The sequence below is a fragment of the Rahnella bonaserana genome (genome assembly GCF_019049675.1).
Taxonomy (GTDB): Bacteria; Pseudomonadota; Gammaproteobacteria; order Enterobacterales; family Enterobacteriaceae; genus Rahnella; species Rahnella bonaserana.
Map to the genome: position 1 here is coordinate 615014 of NZ_JAFMOW010000068.1, position 17796 is coordinate 632809.

Sequence of the window (17796 nt, forward strand, 5' to 3'; positions counted from 1 at the left end):
TACTCGGCCTACGGCCTCGCCCTTCGGGCCGTCACTTCGTGACGTTGTCTCGCTTCGCTCGGCTCGAGCCATAGGTCTCGAACCATTCATTCGGTGCCATTTTTGAGCACGCCATTCAACCTTTTTAAAAGATGAAAAACAGTCTGCCGTTGAATTTAAGATCGTGCGGGCGTTTCAGAAAACTTGCTGAATGAGAGGTTGCAGACCAAAGGCTGCAATCCCGAAATGAAGGCACCGCGCAGCGGCAAGATTTCCAGCCTGTCGCTGCGATACCTGAAACATAGCCAGCGAGCGGAGCGCGCAGTGAAAGAGCCGGAGATTCCTAAGAGGCGCGGCGATAGGCGCCTCTTAGGGCCAGTTTGGGTGGCAACCCACGGTGTTGACCTTAAGGCTCATGGGTGCCCAACTCAAACCCCATCTCTCCTGCTTATGCCTAAATCACCCATCTATATCCTTTTTTGTTAGTGGCACCGCCTTCATCCCTTATGTAATTCTCTGACTCATAAAAGAAAAACAGGTCTGTGTTTGTTCGAATACTCCATTTTGAAAAATTCGGGCGGGAGCCCTCTGAAGACTATTCATAAGGAAAAACGATGGCTGTCATTAACGTAAATAAAAACAAGATTGCTGCAGGACTGTTTCTGGCGCTCAGCACGGTTTCTACTTTTGCCGCTCATGCTGATCAGCTGGCGGACATTAAAAAAGCCGGTGTGGTGAAGGTCGCGACCTTCGATTCCAATCCGCCGTTTGGGTCTGTGGATGCCAAAACGCATGACATCGTCGGGTATGACGTGGATTTCGCGAAAGCACTGGCAAAAACGCTGGGCGTGAAACTGCAACTGGTGCCGACCAATCCGGCGAACCGTATTCCGTTGTTACAGTCCGGTAAAGCGGATCTGATAGTTGCCGATATCACCATCACGCCGGAACGCGCGAAAGTGATCGACTTCTCCGTGCCGTATTTCGTCACCGGCCAGCAGTTCCTGGTGCCTGCAAATTCGCCGGATAAACTGGATGCTTACGCCACGGCGCGTATTGGCGCGGTGAAAGGCACCACCGGCGAACAGGAATTGCATAACCGCTTCCCGCAATCGCGTGTGTTGTCTTATGACGATATTCCGCTGGCGCTTTCTGCGCTGCGCAATGGCAATGTACAGGCGATTACCCAGGACAGCACCATTCTGGCCGGTTTGCTGGATGGTGCGCCGGATAAGGCCAAATACAAAGTGCTGCCTGAATTGCTGAGCAAAGAAGAAATTGGCGTAGGCGTGAAAAAAGGCGAAACCAGCCTGCTGAAAGTGGTTAATGACGAGCTGCTGAATCTGGAGAAAAACGGTCAGGCGGTCAGCATTTATAACGTCTGGTTCGGTCCGCAGACTAAATCGCCTCAGCCGCGTCTGTTCAAAATCGAAGCCAAATAATCTGTTTTATGCAAGGTAAGACACATGCAGCAAGACACTCTCTCAACCGCAGCGACGTCTGCGGTTTTTTCACATTCATCTGCCGGAAAAACGGCAGCCGTCGAATTTCGTCAGGTCAGTAAATCTTTTGGTTCGCATGAGGTGATCCGCAAGGTCGATTTGCGTGTGGACAGCGGCGAAGTGGTGGCGGTTTGCGGGCCATCAGGTTCGGGCAAATCCACGCTTATCCGGCTCATTAATCAGCTGGAATCTGTCAGCAGCGGTGAAATTTTTATCGATAACCAGCCGACGCGCAATCTCAAAGGTGCCGCATTACGCCAGTTGCGTACCCACATCGGCTTTGTGTTCCAGCAGTTCAACCTTTATGCCCATCTCACCGCCGAAGACAACGTCAGTCTGGCGCTGATTAAAGTACATGGCTGGAAGAAAACTGAGGCGCGCGCAAAGGCAAGGGCCTTGCTGACGCGCGTCGGTCTGGGCGATAAAGCGCAGCATTATCCTGAGCAGCTTTCCGGCGGGCAGCAACAGCGGGTGGCGATTGCCAGAGCGTTAGTCACCGATCCGGGCATCATTTTATTTGATGAACCGACGTCGGCGCTGGATCCGGAAATGATTGGCGAGGTGTTGCTGGTGATGCAGGAACTCGCAAAAAGCGGCATCACCATGATTGTCGTGACGCATGAAATGAGTTTTGCCCGTGAAATCGCCGACCGGGTGATTTTCATGGACGGCGGCGAAATTCTCGAACAGGCGCAGCCGGAAGATTTCTTTCTGCGTCCTCAGCATCCGCGTGCGCAGCGGTTCCTGCAGAAAGTCCTGTTCCCGCTGCATCCGCAGGCAGGAGCAGGGTTATGAACTGGCATCCCGACTGGGCGGGTGTGCTGACCGGCCAGCCTCTGCAATGGATTATCTCCGGCTTCCTCACCACGCTGTATGTCAGCTTTATTGGCAGTCTGCTCGCCACGTTACTGGTGATATTGCTGATTGCGCTGCGACTGAGCACGTCACGTCTTGCACGCGGTGTCGTGGCGGCGTTTGTTTCTGTTTTTCGCAACACGCCGCTGCTGGTACAACTGCTGTTCTGGTATTTCGCCGCGTACGGCGCATTGCCTCAAAGCTGGCGTTTTTACATCGGTGACAACCATCCGTGGGCGACATTTCCGGGCAATATTGCGTGGCTGACGCCGGAATTTTTGTGTGCGGCGTGGGGGCTGGCGCTGTTCACGGCGGCTTTTCTGGTAGAAGAAGTGCAGGCCGGGCTGAATTCTGTGCCCAAAGGCCAGATCGAAGCGGCGATCTCTCAGGGTTTCAGCCGTAAAACGTTGCTGCTTTCAATTCTCCTGCCGCAGGCGCTGATCAACGCGTGGCAACCGATCACCGGCCAGTATCTCAACCTGATGAAACTTTCCTCGCTGGCCACCGGCATTGGTTTTTCGGAACTGACGTATCAGGTCAGCCAGATTGAAAGCTACAACGCCCACGCGTTTGAGGGTTTCGCAGTCGGGACGCTGTTGTATCTGGCGCTCGGACTGTTCCTTGGCGGGCTGATGACGGCATTTGGCCCGAAACGACCTCAGCACAGGCCGCAGGTGGTATCAAAGGAGGAAACCCGCGATGGAATTTGACTGGTCTGTTTTAAAGGATAATTTCACTTATCTTCTATGGGGAAGGCTGGCTGACGGCGAGCCGGGCGGGGTGTTGCTGACTCTTATCATGGCGGCATCGGCGGGCGTTCTGGCGTTAGTGTTCGGTGTTCTGATGGCGGCGCTGGCGTGGCGTTTCGGCGGCTGGACGCGGAAAATCCTGTTTATCTGGGCATCGTTTATCCGCGGCATTCCGCTGATTTTCGTGATTTTCTGGCTGTATTTCCTGCTGCCGGTCGTGTTTGGCGGATCCATTCCCGGCCCGCTGACGGTGATTCTGGCGCTGGCCTGGTTTACCTCGGCGGCGGTGATGCATTCGACGCTGGCAGGGCTGGAGGCCTTACCGCGCGGGCAAACTGAAGCGGGAATGGCGTCCGGCATGAGTTACGGCAAAGTGCTGTTGTTTGTGCTGTTACCGCAGGCGTGGCCGAATCTGCTGCCGTCGTATCTCGGGCTGCTGATCTCTCTGGTGAAAGACACGTCACTGGCGTTTATCGTTAATGTGCCGGAACTGACCACGGTGGCCGGGCAAGTTAATAACCGGGTACAAATATACCCGGCGGAAATCTTCATGCTGGTCGGGCTGATGTATTACCTGTTATGCGCGTCGCTGGCGTATCTGGCGGGTAAATCGATAAAACGTCGTCAGGGTTTGCGGACGTAAACCAAAACCCCGCCTGTTTCCGGCGGGGTATCTGAACTGAAGAGTCGTTGAGTTTATTGCCTTTTACTGACCGAGGATAATTCTGTATCCACACTCAGATCCCGGTCGAACCACTTCTCAGAAATCTTCTTCAGTGTGCCGTCTGCCCGTAATTCGCCCAGTGCGACATCTACTTTTTGTTTCAGTGCTTCTCCGCGTGCATCTTTTCTGAACGGCAGCGCGACCTGTTTCAGGCCAAAGGGTTCACCGACAACTTTCAGCGGCAAATTTTTATGCTTGATCTGCCCGAGCAGGATCACCTGGCCGGAAACATAGGCATCCACTTTTCCCTGCGCCACGCTGTTAACTACCACATCCATCCCCTCAAAGGTTACCAGCTTGATTTCATTTTTCGGGTCAAACTCTTTCAGGACTTTGGCATAGTTCGAACCGAGATCGGCGGCGACGGTTTTTCCTTTCATGTCCTGCAAACCATGAATGGTGGTGTTGTTTTTACTCACCGCTAACTGCGCCGCTGAGTAATAGTAGGGCGCCGAATAATCATATTTTTTGCGCCGTTCAGGCGTGTCGGCGAAATTGCCTACGGTATCCACTTTGCCGGTTTCGAGAGAGCCCAGCACGCCCACCCAGTCGGACGTTACCCATTCAACTTTATAGTGAATCTTACCGGCAACGGCGTTGAGAATGTCCGCGCTGAAACCTTTGATGGTGTCGCCCTCTTTAAAATAGTGCGGATAACCGTCCGGTGTCGCACCCACCCGCAGAACCGGCTCGTCATCGGCTTTTTCGGCAGGCTTATCGCACGCGGTCAGCAGAAGAGGCAGCGAACAAATCGCCAGTGTTAACAATCGCATAGCATAATTTCCTGTTTACCCGGCATAAGGTTTGCCGAGATGTTTTTCGAGGCGACGCTGTAACTCACTGAAAATGATGGTCAGCGCCCAGTAGACCAGCGCCACGGCGAAATACGCTTCAAAGAATTTCAGCGATTCTGTGGCCACCATTTTTCCGGCTGCCAGCAGTTCACTCACGCCTAAGGTGAACGCCAGCGAAGAGTTCTTAATCAGACCGATATAGACGTTGCCGGTCGCCGGAATGGCATTGCGGCAGGCTTGCGGAAACAGGATGCGACTGCAGGCTTTAAACATGCTCAGCCCGGAAGCCAGAGAGGCTTCCAGTTGCCCTTTATCAACAGAGTCGATGGCGGCACGGAAGATTTCCGCCAGATAAGCGGACGTGTTTAAGCTTAAACCGAGGATCACCGCATTCATGGCGCTCAGCGAATTCATCGAAGGAATAATTTGCGGCAGACCAAAATAAATAATCAGTAACTGCACCAGAACCGGCGTGCCGCGAAAGAAGGAAATATAAAGGTGTGCGAAAGCCGCGGGTATTTTACCGGCCCTGAGTAACAGGGCGAAAATAATACCCAGAACTGTAGCCAGTAAAATGGAAAGCAATGAAATCAGCAAGGTCACGGGAAGATATATGAGGATCTGCGGAATAACGCCAAGCATATAGGGGAAATCAAAATTCATTGTGCAAAGTTCCGTTTACGGCCATCAGGCAAAATCGTGTAAGAAAGAACGGGTACGGTTCGAGGATCCGGTCTGGAAGATGTTGGCCGGTTCACCTTGTTCGATAATATGGCCGTGTTCCATGAAAAATATCCGGTCAGAGACATCCCGTGCAAAGCCCATTTCATGTGTCACGATCATCATGGTTAAATCACGCCCGGCCAGCCCTTCAATCAGGTTGAGCACTTCACGGCGCATTTCAGGATCCAGGGATGATGTGGGTTCATCGAATAAAATAACGTGCGGGTCAACGGCCATGGCGCGGGCGATGCCGACGCGCTGCTGCTGTCCGCCGGAGAGAGTGCCGGGATAAGCCGCCGATTTGTGCGCCAGACCTACCTGCGCAAGCAATTCTTCGCCCCGTTCGCGTGCCTGCGCTTTGTTCAGTTTTTGGGTAAAACGTAAGATCTCAGTGATATTTTCCAGCGCGGTTTTATTTTTAAACAAATTGTAGTGCTGAAAAACCATCGAGGTCTGGCGGCGAAAATCGGCTGTTTGTCTGCGGGTGAGAGTGTCCGCGTTGATGTGTTTATCACCAATCTGGATCTGGCCGGAATCCGGCCTGACCAGCAAATTCAGCGAACGTAACAGAGTGGATTTCCCGGAACCTGAAGGGCCAATGATCGATACAACTTCACCTTTATTCACCGTGAAATTAATATCCGACAGGGCAGGGAATTGGTTAAATGATTTATTTAATCCGCTGACAGTGATCATCCGTACTCCCGCTGGTTAATATAAATAACGCGCATATTTCATTAAAATAATATTAACTTTTCGGTTGCCTGCGACAAATGCTTTAAATCGCTAACGATATGCGGGGCGTAATATTACGCAGAATGTCGTGGCTGATAATTCTTATTATGCGGATTCAGACTGACTGCCGGCAGCGCATCAATCAGCTTTTTCGTCCACGGATGCGCCGGATGGCAGAACACATCATCGACATTTCCGTGCTCCACGACGCTGCCGTCTTTCATCACCATCACCCGGTCTGCCAGATGGTGCACCACGCCTAAATCATGGGAGATAAACAACAGCGCCGTGCGGTGTTCGGCCTGCATTTTTGCCAGCAAATCCAGGACCTGAGCCTGAATCGAAACATCCAGCGCGCTGACCGGTTCATCGGCCACCAGAAGCGCAGGGTTAGGCGCAAAGGCACGGGCAATCGCGACACGCTGACGCTGTCCGCCGGACAGTTCACGCGGATAACGGTGCAGAAAACTGTCGCCAAGCTGCACTTCATCCAGCAACTGACGGACGCGGTTGCGCCGTTCCTCACCAAAAATGCCCACGCTGTCGAGGCTTTCGCCGATGATTTTTTCCACGTTATAGCGCGGATCAAATGAACTCAGCGGATCCTGCGCAATCAGCTGAATACCACGACGTTGCAGCCTGCGCTGCGTTTCAGGGACCTGACTCCAGCGTTGTCCCTGGATCTCTATCGTGCCGGATACCGGTTCGGTCAGCCCGAGGATCATCCGCGCCAGCGTGGTTTTCCCCGAACCAGATTCCCCGACAATGCCCAATGTTTCACCGGCAAAAAGTTGCAGACTGACATGACTGACCACGGTTTTACCGGCGTACTCTTTACTGAGATGTCGGGCTTCCAGCACCGGATTGGTGATGGAAATATTGCGCGCAGGCAGCGGTTCGCCACGTCTGCCTGAAAGCTTAAAACCGCGCGTCGCCGGACTCGGAACCGCTGCCAGCAACTGTTGCGTATAGGAATGTTCCGGCGCGGACAGCAATTTTTCGCCGCGACCTTCCTCCACCACTTTGCCCTGATGCATCACCAGAATACGGTCAGCCAGTTGCCCGACAACCGACAAATCGTGGCTGATCAGCAGCAGACTTTCGCCCTGGTCACGGCGCTGTTGCAGCAGGTCCAGGATCTGTTTTTGCACCGTCATATCCAGCGCAGTGGTCGGTTCATCGGCAATCAGCAAACCGGGATTTCCGGCCAGTGCGGTGGCAATCAAAACCCGCTGACGCAAACCGCCGGAAAGCTGATGCGGATAGGCGCTCAGACGGTTTTGCGCATCGGGAAATCCGACTGATTTCAGCGAGGTCATCACCTGTTCGCTGAGCAACTTCGGATCCGTTTTGCGGCTGGCGGTCAGCGCATCGCGTAGCTGCCGCCCGACCTGGCGTAACGGATCGAGCGACACCAGCGCGTCCTGCAATACATAGCCAATCTGGCTGCCGCGAATTTTACGCCAGCGCCGCTGGCTGGCGCCGAGCATGTCTTCACCGCCAATCACAAAACGGTCGGCAGTAATACGCGCTTTGGCATCCTGTAAGCCAAGCAGACTGCGCGCTGTCACGGTTTTTCCTGATCCGGATTCACCGACAAATGCCACGGATTCCCCGCGTCGCAGTTGCAGATTCAGCCCGCTGACGGCGGCTTTTTCACCGCCTGCCGCCGGGAAGTAAATCGACAAGTTTTGGATATCAATAAACAGTTCGCTGCTCATGGGCGTTTTCCTTCAAAAGTGGCCTGCCAGTAACGTCCCAGGGTATTCACTGAAATCACCGTCAGGGTGATTGCCACGCCCGGCCAGACGCCAATCCACCAGGCATTACGCAGATAATTACGGCCTTCGGCCAGCATCAGCCCCCATTCGGCGGTCGGCGGTTGCGGGCCCATACCCAGAAAACTCAGTCCGGCGGTGCCCATAATCGCCGTGCCCAGTCCGAGGGTCGCCAGCGCCGGAACGTGCGCAATGGCGTGCGGCAACACATGTCGCCAGACCAAAACGTGACGCTTCAGTCCCAGCGTGCGCGCCTGTTCGACATAACCGGAAGACATCACCAGAAAGGTTTGCGCCCGCACTACGCGGGTGAAGCGGGGCACTGACGCCACACCGAGTGCGAAAATCAGATTGGTGGTGCCGGGACCGGTAAAGGCAATCAACATCAGCGCCAGCAGCAAATCAGGAAAGGCTGAAACCACGTCCACCGCGCGGCTGATCAGCTCATCCAGCGGCCCTTTGAATAAGCCAGCCAGCAGGCCGAGCAGGCTGCCGATACTCACCGCCACGCCCATCGCCGCCAGACTGATCAGCAGGGAATAACGGCTGCCATAAATAATGCGTGCCAGCACGTCCCGGCCCAGCTGATCGGTACCCAGCCAGTGACCGGCGGAAGGCGCAAGCTGCGCGTTAATCGGGTCGGCATTGAGCGGATCGTAATGCGTGAGCAACGCCGGGAAGACAACCGCCAGCAGTACCAGAAATATAAAACCGGACGCCAGTAAAACACCGGCAGAGAAACGGCGCGTAATGCGCCCGGAAAGCAGAACCTGACTCATGCGTTTTCCTCCCCGGCGGCGGGCACGTCGCGCAACCGCGGATCGATAAACAGATACAAAATATCCACCAGCGTACTGAGCACCACGTACACCAGTGCAGAGAAAATCGCGACCGCCAGCACTACAGGCAAATCCTTACCGAGCACGGCATCGACGGTGATTTTGCCCAGTCCAGGACGGCCAAACACCTGTTCAGTGATCACCGCCCCGCTGAGCAGACCACCAATCAGCCAGCCGGTGAGGGTGACGGCGGGCAGGGCGGCATGACGCAGCGCATGGCGTAAACGGATGACGGTATTGCCCAGTCCCCAGGCGCGCAGCGTCAGAACAAAGGGCTCATCAAGCGCATCTTCCAGCCCGCGGCGCAGCACCTGCGACACTACCGCGCCTTGTGCCAGTCCGAGGGAGAATGCCGGTAACACCAGCGACGAAAAACTTCGGTCACCGGCCACCGGAAACCAGCGCAAGGTAAAACTGAAGATGAACAGCAGCACGATACCGAGCCAGAATGAGGGCGTGGACGCCAGAACCAGTTCTATGGAACCGGCGATGCGTTGCCCCCAGCGCCGGTGCGCGGTAGTGACCGCTATCAGCACGGCAAACACCAGGCTCACCACCAGTGCCAGACCGGTGAGTTTCAGCGTCGGCCACAACTGCGACAACACCAGCGAACTCACGTCAGTATTGAGCATGTAAGAGCGGCCAAAATCCCCGTGCAGCACCCGCCATAAGTAATGCAGATATTGCAGATACAGCGGCTGATCCAGCCCCCATTCGGCGCGGATCGCCGCCTCAATCGCCGGCGTATGCACCTGTTCGCCCATCAGCAAACTGACGATATCGCCGGGCGCGAGGTAAACGCTGATAAACGACAGCGTGACCGCCGCCCACAGCACCAAAACGCCGGTGACTATCCGCCGGATGACCCGCCCGCGCCATGACGGTCTGGCCTCAGGGCGGCGGGGAGAAATAAATGCAGTTTCAGCCGACATAGTCTGATTCCTTACTTCTGATTAATGCTTGCTCAGCCAGACATCATAGGCATTCTCAGGCATCTGTTTGAACGGCCTGAAGCCGACGCCGTGAACGTAAGACGCTGCCGCAATCTGATCTTCCGGCTCGTAAAGCGGGAGCGCCAGCGCCTGTTGCAACACGGCAAAGTTTTGCAACTGACCGTAGAAGGTTTTGCGCTGTGCAGTATCCAGCGTCAGCGACGCCCCTTTTAGCAGCGGAATAATTTCCGGCGCATCAGTGCGGCTGTAGTTAATCGCACCGCCGCCATTCACTGGCAGATAGTGATTTTCAATATCGATGCCGTCGGTATCGGTATTGGAGTTAGCAATCGAACCGAACTGACCGGTTTTACGCACTTCGGTATAGGTGCCGGAATCGACATAACGGATTTTCAGATCCACGCCCAACCGCTGCCGCGCCTGCGCCTGTATTGCCTGCAACAACACGTCGCGCTGGTCACGCACGGTCGCCTGCGCCTGAATGATTTCAATGCTCAGCGGCTTGCCGTCTTTGGTGCGGATACCGTCTGCGCCTTTGGTTTTCCAGCCTGCTTCATCGAGCAACGTGTTAGCGAGCGTGGGATTATTGCCATATTTACCGCTCAGGCTGGCGTCATACAACGGATCGACCGGCGACGTAATCCCCCAGACCCGGGTGCGTTCGCCGCGATAAATCGACTGCAAAATCGGTGAAATATCCAGCCCCTGTAAAATCGCCTGACGGACTTTCACGTCCTGCGTCGGGCCATATTTGACGTTGAGGAACAACGAATACGGCGTGCCGGTATTGAGCGCGTGCTGGTAAGAGAAATCAGGATTGTCTTTGAACTCACCGGCATCGTTACCGGAAACGCCTTCAATCACATCCACCTGACCGGACAGCAGCGCGCCGGTACGCACTGAGGATTCCGGCAGGAAACGGTAAGTTATCCCTTCGAGATATGCCGGCCCCTGATGTTTCGCATTCGCCGACGCCCAGCGGTAATCCGGGTTGCGCACATATTCAATCTGCTGGCCTTTCTCATAGCGTTTGAGAATAAATGGCCCGGTACCCGCGATGTCTGTCCCGCCGGATTTCAGCTGCGGCGAGTTCCAGGAAGAGGGCGAAATCAGCTTCAGGCCGGAAGCAAAAGAAAGGAACGGGCTGTAAACGTCTTTCAGCGTAATGCTGACGGTGTGCTCATCCGGCGTGGTAACACTGGCAATTCGCCCGGCCAGCGCGCAAATACTTGACCCTGCGCAGTACGCCGGGTCTTGGGCATGACGGAAGTTTTCGGCCACGGCGGCGGCGTTAAATTTTTCGCCATTAGAGAATTTCACGTCATCGCGCAGGGTAAACGTGTAGGTTTTGCCGTCGTCCGACACCTGATAACCGGTCGCCAGCCACGGAATGTACGAACCGTCCGGTTTGCGGGCTAACAGCGATTCATAGGCCACACGCAGGATCAGTTCTGCTTTGGACTGGCCGTTTAACTGCGGATTGAGCGTATTGGGTTCGGTTTCCACGCCCCACGTCAGATTCCCGCCTTGTTGCGGTTGTTCAGCGGCATACAGCGACTGGCCGGAGGAAAGCACTAACAGCGCGAGCACAGAAAGAGAACGAACGTTAACAGAGGATTTCATACATTTCCCGTCAGGTAATAAGCCATGAATTATTCAAATGAACTCAATAAATAACGCCGCATTATTCCGCGCGGCTGAGAGGATTATTAATGTCAGGTTGCTAAGTTGTAAAATCACAATATTTGCTTATCAGAAACAATAAATGACTATGTAAATCTCTGTGGTCTAAAGAAGGACGGAATTACCGGCTTATCTCAATTGAGGGTAATAAAATGCTTTTTTCTTCGTGGTGTAATGAGTAATGGTCTCTATTTTTAACGCAGATAGTTTTGAACATAGATAGTTACGTACAGTTAAAGGAGATCAGCTTGACGAATACATCCCGCAGACGCTTAAAAACCCTGGTTGGTGCAGGGAGCGTGATCCACGCATCGAACGACACACGCCGCCAGACCGGTATTTCACGTGCTATCACGCTGGCGAATATTGCGGAAAGAGAGAAAATTACCGGGCTGTTTACCGCCGATTTATTGCAGGCTGACCCCGACGGACTTTCCGGTTCGACCGGCAGTCAGGATCCGCTGATCACGCTGGCGGCGCTGAGTCAGGTGACGTCGCAAATTGGTCTGATTGCCACGGTGTCCACAACCTATCAGCATCCGTATAACCTGGCGCGACTGATCGGTACACTCGATCACGTCAGCGGCGGCCGGGCAGGCTGGAATGCGGTAACGTCTTCTGTCGGCGAAGAGAATTTCGGTGACATACAATTGCCTGCCCCGGAAGTGCGTTACGCCAGAGCGACTGAATTTATCGAAGTAATCAATGCCTTATTTGATGCCAATCAGCCTGACACGGTGGTACGCAACAAAAACGGCGGCGTTAGTATTGATCCGCGCAAACTGCACCCGATCCATCATCACGGCGACTTTTTCCGCGTGCAGGGCCCGCTGAACGTTCCGCCGCCGCCTCAGCACCGGCCGGTCCAGTTTCAGGCAGGGCAGTCCGAAGAAGGGTTGAAGCTCGGCGCGAAATACGCGGAAGTGATTTATACCTCCCAGCCGACACTGGATGACGCGAAAGCTTTTGTTGAACGGGTTCATCAACATGCCGATGCTTTTGGCCGCCATCAAAACCGGCCGCTCATTATGAACTCGTTCCATTCGATCATCGGCGAAAGTCCGTCAGATGTGGCGCGCCGTTTATTTGAAAAACACGAGCGGATTGATTATCAGCATGGGCGTCTCAAGGTGGCAGATATGCTGGGCGGCGACATTGATTTGCGCGACGCCGCGCTGGATCAGCCTATCCCGCTGCGTTTGCTGCCGGATATCGAGCAGATTAACCGCCGTCGCGGTCGCGCGGAGATTTTCAAGCGTTTCGCCTTACAGGGGCTGACGCTGCGCGAACTGATCGTGCAGGCTCAGGAAACCGGCCACTGGTTTGTCGCCGGTACGCCGGAACAACTGGCCGATGCTATCGAAGAACGCTACCGCGCTGGTGTGCTGGACGTTATTTCCCTGCATGGCCTGGGACAGGCGGATCAGGAGGATTTACTGATTAACGGTTTATTGCCGGAGTTGCGAAAACGGAATCTTATTGATACAGAGTATGGAGGGGAGGATTTCAGGGGGAATCTTGGATTAGCATCCAAACTGCCAGGGCGTTAATTTCACGAACTTGGGTTGCCAACCACACTGGCCTTCAGGTTAAGGTCAAGGTCGTGGGCGTCGGCCCACACCGACCAGACCTTGGGTTGCCACCCAAACTGGCCTTAAGAGGCGCCTATCGCCGCGCCTCTTAAGAATCTCCGGCTCTTTTACTGCGCGCTCCGCTCGCTGGCTATGTTTCAGTGACCACTGCGACAGGCTGGAAATCTTGCCGCTGCGCGGTTCCTTCTCTCGGTCCTGGAGCCTTGGGTCTCCAGGCCGCTCCGTTCAGCAAGATTTCTGAATCGCCCGCACGATCTTAAATTCAAAAACGGAATGGATTTATCTTTTAGATGAGTTGATTGGCGTGCTCAAAATTCAGCTGAACGGAGCGGCTTCGAGACCAGAGGCTCGAAGACCGAGAGAAGGCAGTGCGAAGCACCTGGATTTGCGCCACCCACTAATGCGCCGGAACATGTCCGTCGTTCCAGCGATAGCGCGCAGTGAAAAAGCGCGGAGTCCATAGGCCCGCGCGTTACCGGGTCTCTGGTCGGTGTGGGCCGACGCCCACGATCTTGACCTTGACCTTAAGGCCAGTTTGGTCGGCAACCCAATGTGTTGATCTTAAACCGTCAGTGCATCGGAATGCACACTCTTAGCAGTGAATTGATTCTCCGGTTCTCCCAGCCCCAGATTCCCCCGCAAGGTTTCCGCCTCATAGTCCTTCCGGTATAAACCGCGTGCCTGCAAAATCGGGATCACGCGGTCGATGAAATCATCGAATGCCGTCGGGGTACCACCGCGGACGATAAAACCGTCGGTTGCGCCTGAGGTGAACCAGTCTTCCAGACCGTCGGCCACGTTTTCAGCAGTGCCAAAGAAGGTCGGGCGTGGCGTGGCGGCTTCCAGCGCGGCCTGACGCAGTGTCAGTCCGTGTTCGCGGGCGTTGCGTTTGATCTCATCCGTGGTGCTGCGGAAACTGTTTTGCCCTAAATCGCCGATGTCAGGGAAAGGAGCATCCGGATCGTATTGGGCAAAGTCGTGATGCTCAAAGTAGCGGCCAAGATAATCCAGTGCGCTTTCCAGCGTCACCAGCTGTGCGGTTTCCTGGTATTTGCGCTCGGCATCGGCAGGCGAGTCGCCGATAATCACGCTGATCCCCTGGAAGACGCGGATGTCTTCGGCGTTGCGGCCGTTTTCCACCAGCTGGCGCTGGACGTCGAGACGAAACTCGCGTGCCAGTTCGGGGGTTTCCTGACGGGTGTAGATGGCGTCAGCAGCTTCGGCGGCGAAGGCTTTGCCCTGTTCAGACGCTCCGGCCTGAAAGACCACCGGACGCCCTTGTGGTGAGCGCCCGACGTTCAGCGGTCCCTGAACAGAGAAGTATTTGCCGTGATGATTGAGGGTGTGAAGCTTTTGTGGCGCAAAGAACTGGCCAGTGGTTTTGTTGCGTACAAACGCGTCTTCTTCCCACGAATCCCACAGCCCTTTCACTACGCTGACGTATTCGCTGGCGATACGGTAACGCTCATCATGTTCCGGGTGTTTATCGCGGGAGAAGTTTTTAGCCGAGCCTTCCAGTGGTGATGTCACCACGTTCCAGCCCGCGCGGCCACCGCTCAGATGATCGAGGCTGGCAAACTGGCGGGCGACGGTAAACGGCTCGCTGTAAGAGGTCGATAATGTCGCTACCAGCCCGATTTTGTGGGTGACCAGTGATAAAGCGGAAAGCAGGGTAATCGGCTCAAAACGGTTGAGGAAATGGGGAATAGATTTTTCTGTAATATAAAGTCCGTCAGCAACAAATAAGAAATCAAACTTAGCCTGCTCGGCGCGTTGCGCTAATTGCTGGCAGAACTGAATATTAATACTGGCATCGGCTACGGCATCCGGATGACGCCATGCGGACATATTTCCGGACGCACCCTGAATAATTGCGCCCAGACGTAACTGTTTTTTATGACTCATTGATTCATCCTTAAGATTATATTATTCAGCCGCTGTTAAGCCAGCGTGCGTAATTCAGCAATAGAGCGAACCAGCGGAGCCTGCTCCTGCGCATCAAATGCCTGTTGATTGAGGATTTTGCGCAGATACACCAGTTCGACACCCAGCGGATTGGTTGCAATATGAAACGGCTCATAGCCGCGTCGCTGATACAAAGCGGTCAGCCATGGATGTTTCACCGCCGTCGCCAGATATACCGCCGGGGATTTTAGCGTGTCGCGCAAAAACGTTTCTTCGACGTAGCGGATGATTTCGTTGCCAAACCCCTCACCCTTGGCGTGTTCCGCCACTGCAAACCAGTGGACAAACGGCCAGGGTGCAAGATGATTCTTCGCCGGCGTCCACAGAAAACGCGTGGTCAGCGTCGCTGTCAGTACGCCGTCTTTTTCCAGCACATAGGTCGTTTCATTGCGGATAACATCCCGTACATCCTCCACGCTGGCGCGGGTGATGGTGAAATGAATGCCATGTTCCAGCAACGGCTCGTAAGCCTTTTGCAAAAGGCTGTGCAGTGCAGCCGCTTCAGATTCCTGAGCAAGGCGGATCACGTGGCTCATGTTGTGTCCTTAAGCCAGCGCAACGCTGGACGTGGCTAACAGTTCGAGGGAACGCAGACGGGCACGGGGCTGCGAGACAGGCGTATCAATGATAAATTCTTCCACACCGTAACGGGCCTGCAATGCATCCAGCTGCTGATGAACATCCTCTCCGGTGCCGTAGAGCACTTCGGACTGCCGTTCTTCAATACGATGAGATTGGGCCTTTGACTGGCGGAGATAGGCCTCAACTTGTTCATGGCTGCCGACGTTGACGCTTTGCCCGTCGCTGGTGATAACGCGATATCGCTGCGTTTTATCCACCAGTCGCGCGGCCTGTTCGGTGGTGTCAGCGACAATCACCGGCACTGCCAGAAGAGCGCGTTTGCCGTGACTGTCGTGCGAGTAAGCAGAAAGGGCGCTGGAAATATCGCGCTCGTCGGCATTCAGGTGCGCAGCAAAAACGAAATTCCAGCCGAGACTCGCGGCGAGACGGGCGCTTTGTTCGCTGGCACCTAATAAGAAACGTGATGCCGGCTGGGGCGGCTGAGGGGTGGCAGAAAGTGCATCGTCACCCTTCCCACTGACGGGCACTGACAACCAGTCGTCGAGCTGACGCAATTGTTCGGCAAAATCGCCCTTACGTGCCGGGTCCACCGCGTATTGCAATGCATGAGTCGAAAGCGGTAATCCCCCTGGCGCTTTGCCGATGCCGATATCCACACGGCCGGGGGCAAGTGATGCCAGCTGATTAAAGTTTTCTGCCACTTTGTAGGGACTGTAATGTTGCAGCATGACACCGCCGGAGCCGACCCGCAGATGCTGGGTATGGGCGAGGATCCAGGCGATGACGATTTCCGGCGAAGAGATCGCGAGTTTCTCAGTATTATGATGCTCCGCCAGCCAGAACCGGTGATAGCCCCAGCGTTCTGCATTTCTGGCCAGTTCCAGTGTCCGGCTTAACGCTCCTGCGGCATCCTCATGCTCATCCAGCGGACTTTTTTCCAGCAAACTTAAACGGTATCCCATCGCTTTCCCTTATCTTCGCAACACATCGTTAACAGCGATTATTAAAGTCAGGGACAAGTTAAGTAAAACAACAATAGTTGCTATGAAGTTGCGGGAGATGCATTTGGAGGCGGGAGGGCGACGCCTGTGCGGGTCATAACCGGGAACGGTAATCCACACTGTTCACGTTGTGCCTGAAAAAACAAAAGGCGACCACGGTCGCCTTTTATTGTCTTATCGGATATCGCGGGGAAGTGCGTAGTTATCAACATGTGAAATTAAGCTTTAGGATAAATGTTTTCAATGTTGCTAATCAGAGATGCAAAAAACTTATTAATTAAAGAGCTTTTATTATAAATCATGTAAAACGAGGCTTTGGGCAGAACCATGTCCGTGTTGATTATACGAACATTGTATGTGTTTTTATATTGTTCATAGGCAGCATGGGGAATAACCGCAAGTGTTTCAGACGCTTCAACAACAGGAAACACGGCAGTCACTGATCCGACGACATAACGGATTTTTCGCGTAATACCTAAAATCTTCTCGATTTTCTCGGTAATGATAATCCTTTCTTGAGTCTCATTACTGGCCAATGTGAAATGCTCATTGGAAATGGCATCAATGCTAACCGTACCCCCCGCAACCTGTTCGTGAATTCTGGGGTGTGTTTTTGCACATATAAGGACTAAATCTTCCTCATAAAGTAACTGAGAATTACGGGATATATGGTGGTGCGGGCTGAAGTCAAAAACGATGTCGGCTTTACGATATGTCAGAAGCTCTTCAATCATCTCATGGGAGTTTTCACCGATTGTCTGAGTCAGTTTACATCCGGGGGACATAGCTTCAGTGATTTTGATCAGAACAGGCAGGATGCTAATAGATATGTATTGCGGACTATTAATCACTAAATTTCTGTTGGCGAGTGGTTTCTCGATTTCCTGGAAATGCGAGAGCAAATTGTCATACGGCGCGGCCATCTTGTCATGAATGCTGATGGCAGTTGTCGTAGGAATAAGGATTTTACCCTGACGGACGAAGAGGGGATCATAAAAGTGATCCCGTAAGCGCCCCAGGGCCTGACTGACGGCTGACGGTGTTATTCCCAGGATATCTGCAGCTTTTGTAACGCTGCCATGAATGAACACAGCTTCAAACATCGTTAAAAGATTCAGGTCGAACCCCCGGACTGTATGAAACCGTTCTGTTAGGTGATTTTTTTTCATAATCTTCCATTGGTTCTCTTTAGACATTCACTCAATACTCATACTGCCAGATAAAGTATAGCTATCAGGATGAACTTTAAAAAAAATTTATAAATACATTAAGAATAAATTCATAAAGTTAAGCCTGGAAATTAGGGGCTCATGGGTGAAAAGTGAAGGTGTATGTGTTAAGT

Annotated in this window: 16 protein-coding genes and 1 other RNA gene; 5 read left to right on the plus strand and 12 right to left on the minus strand. The window is 53.8% G+C overall.

The features are described from left to right. A non-coding RNA gene (locus tag J1778_RS24445) (RtT sRNA) lies at positions 1-82 on the minus strand. 511 nt (positions 83-593) lie between these two features. Between J1778_RS24445 and J1778_RS24450 the strand changes: the two genes are divergently transcribed. The 4 genes from J1778_RS24450 to J1778_RS24465 are packed head-to-tail and all read left to right on the plus strand — an operon-like array spanning position 594 to position 3728. Further along, positions 594-1421: an ABC transporter substrate-binding protein gene (locus J1778_RS24450; protein ID WP_217175339.1), complete on the plus strand. Its 828-nt coding sequence runs from the start codon at positions 594-596 to the stop codon at positions 1419-1421. A 24-nt stretch (positions 1422-1445) separates the two neighbouring features. Then, entirely contained in the window at positions 1446-2276 is an 831-nt protein-coding gene (locus tag J1778_RS24455) for an amino acid ABC transporter ATP-binding protein (RefSeq protein WP_238484867.1), read from the plus strand. Beyond that, complete coding sequence (locus J1778_RS24460; RefSeq protein ID WP_217175340.1) at positions 2273-3046, plus strand: amino acid ABC transporter permease; 774 nt, start codon at positions 2273-2275, stop codon at positions 3044-3046. The genes J1778_RS24455 and J1778_RS24460 overlap by 4 nt, the downstream gene beginning before the upstream one ends. Continuing rightward, on the plus strand, positions 3036-3728 hold the full coding sequence (locus tag J1778_RS24465) for an amino acid ABC transporter permease (protein ID WP_217175341.1): 693 nt from the start codon (positions 3036-3038) through the stop codon (positions 3726-3728). The genes J1778_RS24460 and J1778_RS24465 overlap by 11 nt, the downstream gene beginning before the upstream one ends. A gap of 53 nt (positions 3729-3781) precedes the next feature. On the opposite strand, the gene J1778_RS24470 is transcribed toward J1778_RS24465, so the two are convergent. The 7 genes from J1778_RS24470 to J1778_RS24500 all read right to left on the minus strand — a co-directional run bounded on the left by J1778_RS24470 (position 3782) and on the right by J1778_RS24500 (position 11254). After that, the gene (locus J1778_RS24470) at positions 3782-4582 is read right to left on the minus strand and encodes an amino acid ABC transporter substrate-binding protein (RefSeq protein WP_217175342.1); all 801 of its coding nucleotides are present in this window, start codon (positions 4580-4582) and stop codon (positions 3782-3784) included. Between the two features lie 15 nt (positions 4583-4597). Continuing rightward, positions 4598-5266: an amino acid ABC transporter permease gene (locus J1778_RS24475; protein WP_217175343.1), complete on the minus strand. Its 669-nt coding sequence runs from the start codon at positions 5264-5266 to the stop codon at positions 4598-4600. A gap of 24 nt (positions 5267-5290) precedes the next feature. After that, a complete protein-coding gene (locus J1778_RS24480) occupies positions 5291-6022 on the minus strand; it encodes an amino acid ABC transporter ATP-binding protein (RefSeq protein WP_217175344.1) in 732 nt (243 codons plus the stop codon). Between the two features lie 113 nt (positions 6023-6135). After that, positions 6136-7782 carry a dipeptide ABC transporter ATP-binding protein gene (locus tag J1778_RS24485; RefSeq protein ID WP_217175345.1) on the minus strand — a complete coding sequence of 549 codons (1647 nt, stop codon included), beginning with the start codon at positions 7780-7782 and terminating at the stop codon, positions 6136-6138. Then, a complete protein-coding gene (locus J1778_RS24490) occupies positions 7779-8618 on the minus strand; it encodes an ABC transporter permease (protein ID WP_217175346.1) in 840 nt (279 codons plus the stop codon). Before J1778_RS24490 ends, J1778_RS24485 begins: the two co-directional genes overlap by 4 nt. After that, positions 8615-9610 carry an ABC transporter permease gene (locus J1778_RS24495; protein WP_217175347.1) on the minus strand — a complete coding sequence of 332 codons (996 nt, stop codon included), beginning with the start codon at positions 9608-9610 and terminating at the stop codon, positions 8615-8617. The genes J1778_RS24490 and J1778_RS24495 overlap by 4 nt, the downstream gene beginning before the upstream one ends. 21 nt (positions 9611-9631) lie before the next feature. After that, positions 9632-11254, minus strand: coding sequence for an ABC transporter substrate-binding protein (locus J1778_RS24500; RefSeq protein ID WP_217175348.1), 1623 nt, complete (start codon positions 11252-11254; stop codon positions 9632-9634). Between the two features lie 308 nt (positions 11255-11562). Here J1778_RS24500 and J1778_RS24505 point away from each other — a divergent pair, with 308 nt between their 5' ends. Continuing rightward, the gene (locus tag J1778_RS24505) at positions 11563-12864 is read left to right on the plus strand and encodes an NtaA/DmoA family FMN-dependent monooxygenase (RefSeq protein WP_217175349.1); all 1302 of its coding nucleotides are present in this window, start codon (positions 11563-11565) and stop codon (positions 12862-12864) included. 603 nt (positions 12865-13467) lie between these two features. On the opposite strand, the gene J1778_RS24510 is transcribed toward J1778_RS24505, so the two are convergent. The 4 genes from J1778_RS24510 to J1778_RS24525 all read right to left on the minus strand — a co-directional run bounded on the left by J1778_RS24510 (position 13468) and on the right by J1778_RS24525 (position 17623). Continuing rightward, positions 13468-14811 carry an LLM class flavin-dependent oxidoreductase gene (locus tag J1778_RS24510; RefSeq protein WP_217175350.1) on the minus strand — a complete coding sequence of 448 codons (1344 nt, stop codon included), beginning with the start codon at positions 14809-14811 and terminating at the stop codon, positions 13468-13470. 35 nt (positions 14812-14846) lie between these two features. Then, positions 14847-15407: a GNAT family N-acetyltransferase gene (locus tag J1778_RS24515; protein ID WP_217175351.1), complete on the minus strand. Its 561-nt coding sequence runs from the start codon at positions 15405-15407 to the stop codon at positions 14847-14849. A gap of 9 nt (positions 15408-15416) precedes the next feature. After that, positions 15417-16415: an LLM class flavin-dependent oxidoreductase gene (locus J1778_RS24520; RefSeq protein WP_217175352.1), complete on the minus strand. Its 999-nt coding sequence runs from the start codon at positions 16413-16415 to the stop codon at positions 15417-15419. Positions 16416-16672: 257 nt separating this feature from the next. Beyond that, positions 16673-17623: a LysR family transcriptional regulator gene (locus tag J1778_RS24525; RefSeq protein ID WP_217175353.1), complete on the minus strand. Its 951-nt coding sequence runs from the start codon at positions 17621-17623 to the stop codon at positions 16673-16675. Positions 17624-17796 lie beyond the last annotated feature (173 nt).

Excerpts from the sequence above, each read along its gene's own strand:
- J1778_RS24480 (WP_217175344.1), bottom strand. The coding sequence starts at position 6,022 with ATGATCACTGTCAGCGGATTAAATAAATCATTTAACCAATTCCCTGCC.
- J1778_RS24475 (WP_217175343.1), bottom strand. The coding sequence starts at position 5,266 with ATGAATTTTGATTTCCCCTATATGCTTGGCGTTATTCCGCAGATCCTC.
- J1778_RS24455 (WP_238484867.1), top strand. The coding sequence starts at position 1,446 with ATGCAGCAAGACACTCTCTCAACCGCAGCGACGTCTGCGGTTTTTTCA.
- J1778_RS24470 (WP_217175342.1), bottom strand. The coding sequence starts at position 4,582 with ATGCGATTGTTAACACTGGCGATTTGTTCGCTGCCTCTTCTGCTGACC.
- J1778_RS24520 (WP_217175352.1), bottom strand. The coding sequence starts at position 16,415 with ATGGGATACCGTTTAAGTTTGCTGGAAAAAAGTCCGCTGGATGAGCAT.
- J1778_RS24510 (WP_217175350.1), bottom strand. The coding sequence starts at position 14,811 with ATGAGTCATAAAAAACAGTTACGTCTGGGCGCAATTATTCAGGGTGCG.
- J1778_RS24450 (WP_217175339.1), top strand. The coding sequence starts at position 594 with ATGGCTGTCATTAACGTAAATAAAAACAAGATTGCTGCAGGACTGTTT.
- J1778_RS24500 (WP_217175348.1), bottom strand. The coding sequence starts at position 11,254 with ATGAAATCCTCTGTTAACGTTCGTTCTCTTTCTGTGCTCGCGCTGTTA.
- J1778_RS24490 (WP_217175346.1), bottom strand. The coding sequence starts at position 8,618 with ATGAGTCAGGTTCTGCTTTCCGGGCGCATTACGCGCCGTTTCTCTGCC.
- J1778_RS24460 (WP_217175340.1), top strand. The coding sequence starts at position 2,273 with ATGAACTGGCATCCCGACTGGGCGGGTGTGCTGACCGGCCAGCCTCTG.
- J1778_RS24525 (WP_217175353.1), bottom strand. The coding sequence starts at position 17,623 with ATGAAAAAAAATCACCTAACAGAACGGTTTCATACAGTCCGGGGGTTC.
- J1778_RS24485 (WP_217175345.1), bottom strand. The coding sequence starts at position 7,782 with ATGAGCAGCGAACTGTTTATTGATATCCAAAACTTGTCGATTTACTTC.
- J1778_RS24495 (WP_217175347.1), bottom strand. The coding sequence starts at position 9,610 with ATGTCGGCTGAAACTGCATTTATTTCTCCCCGCCGCCCTGAGGCCAGA.
- J1778_RS24515 (WP_217175351.1), bottom strand. The coding sequence starts at position 15,407 with ATGAGCCACGTGATCCGCCTTGCTCAGGAATCTGAAGCGGCTGCACTG.
- J1778_RS24465 (WP_217175341.1), top strand. The coding sequence starts at position 3,036 with ATGGAATTTGACTGGTCTGTTTTAAAGGATAATTTCACTTATCTTCTA.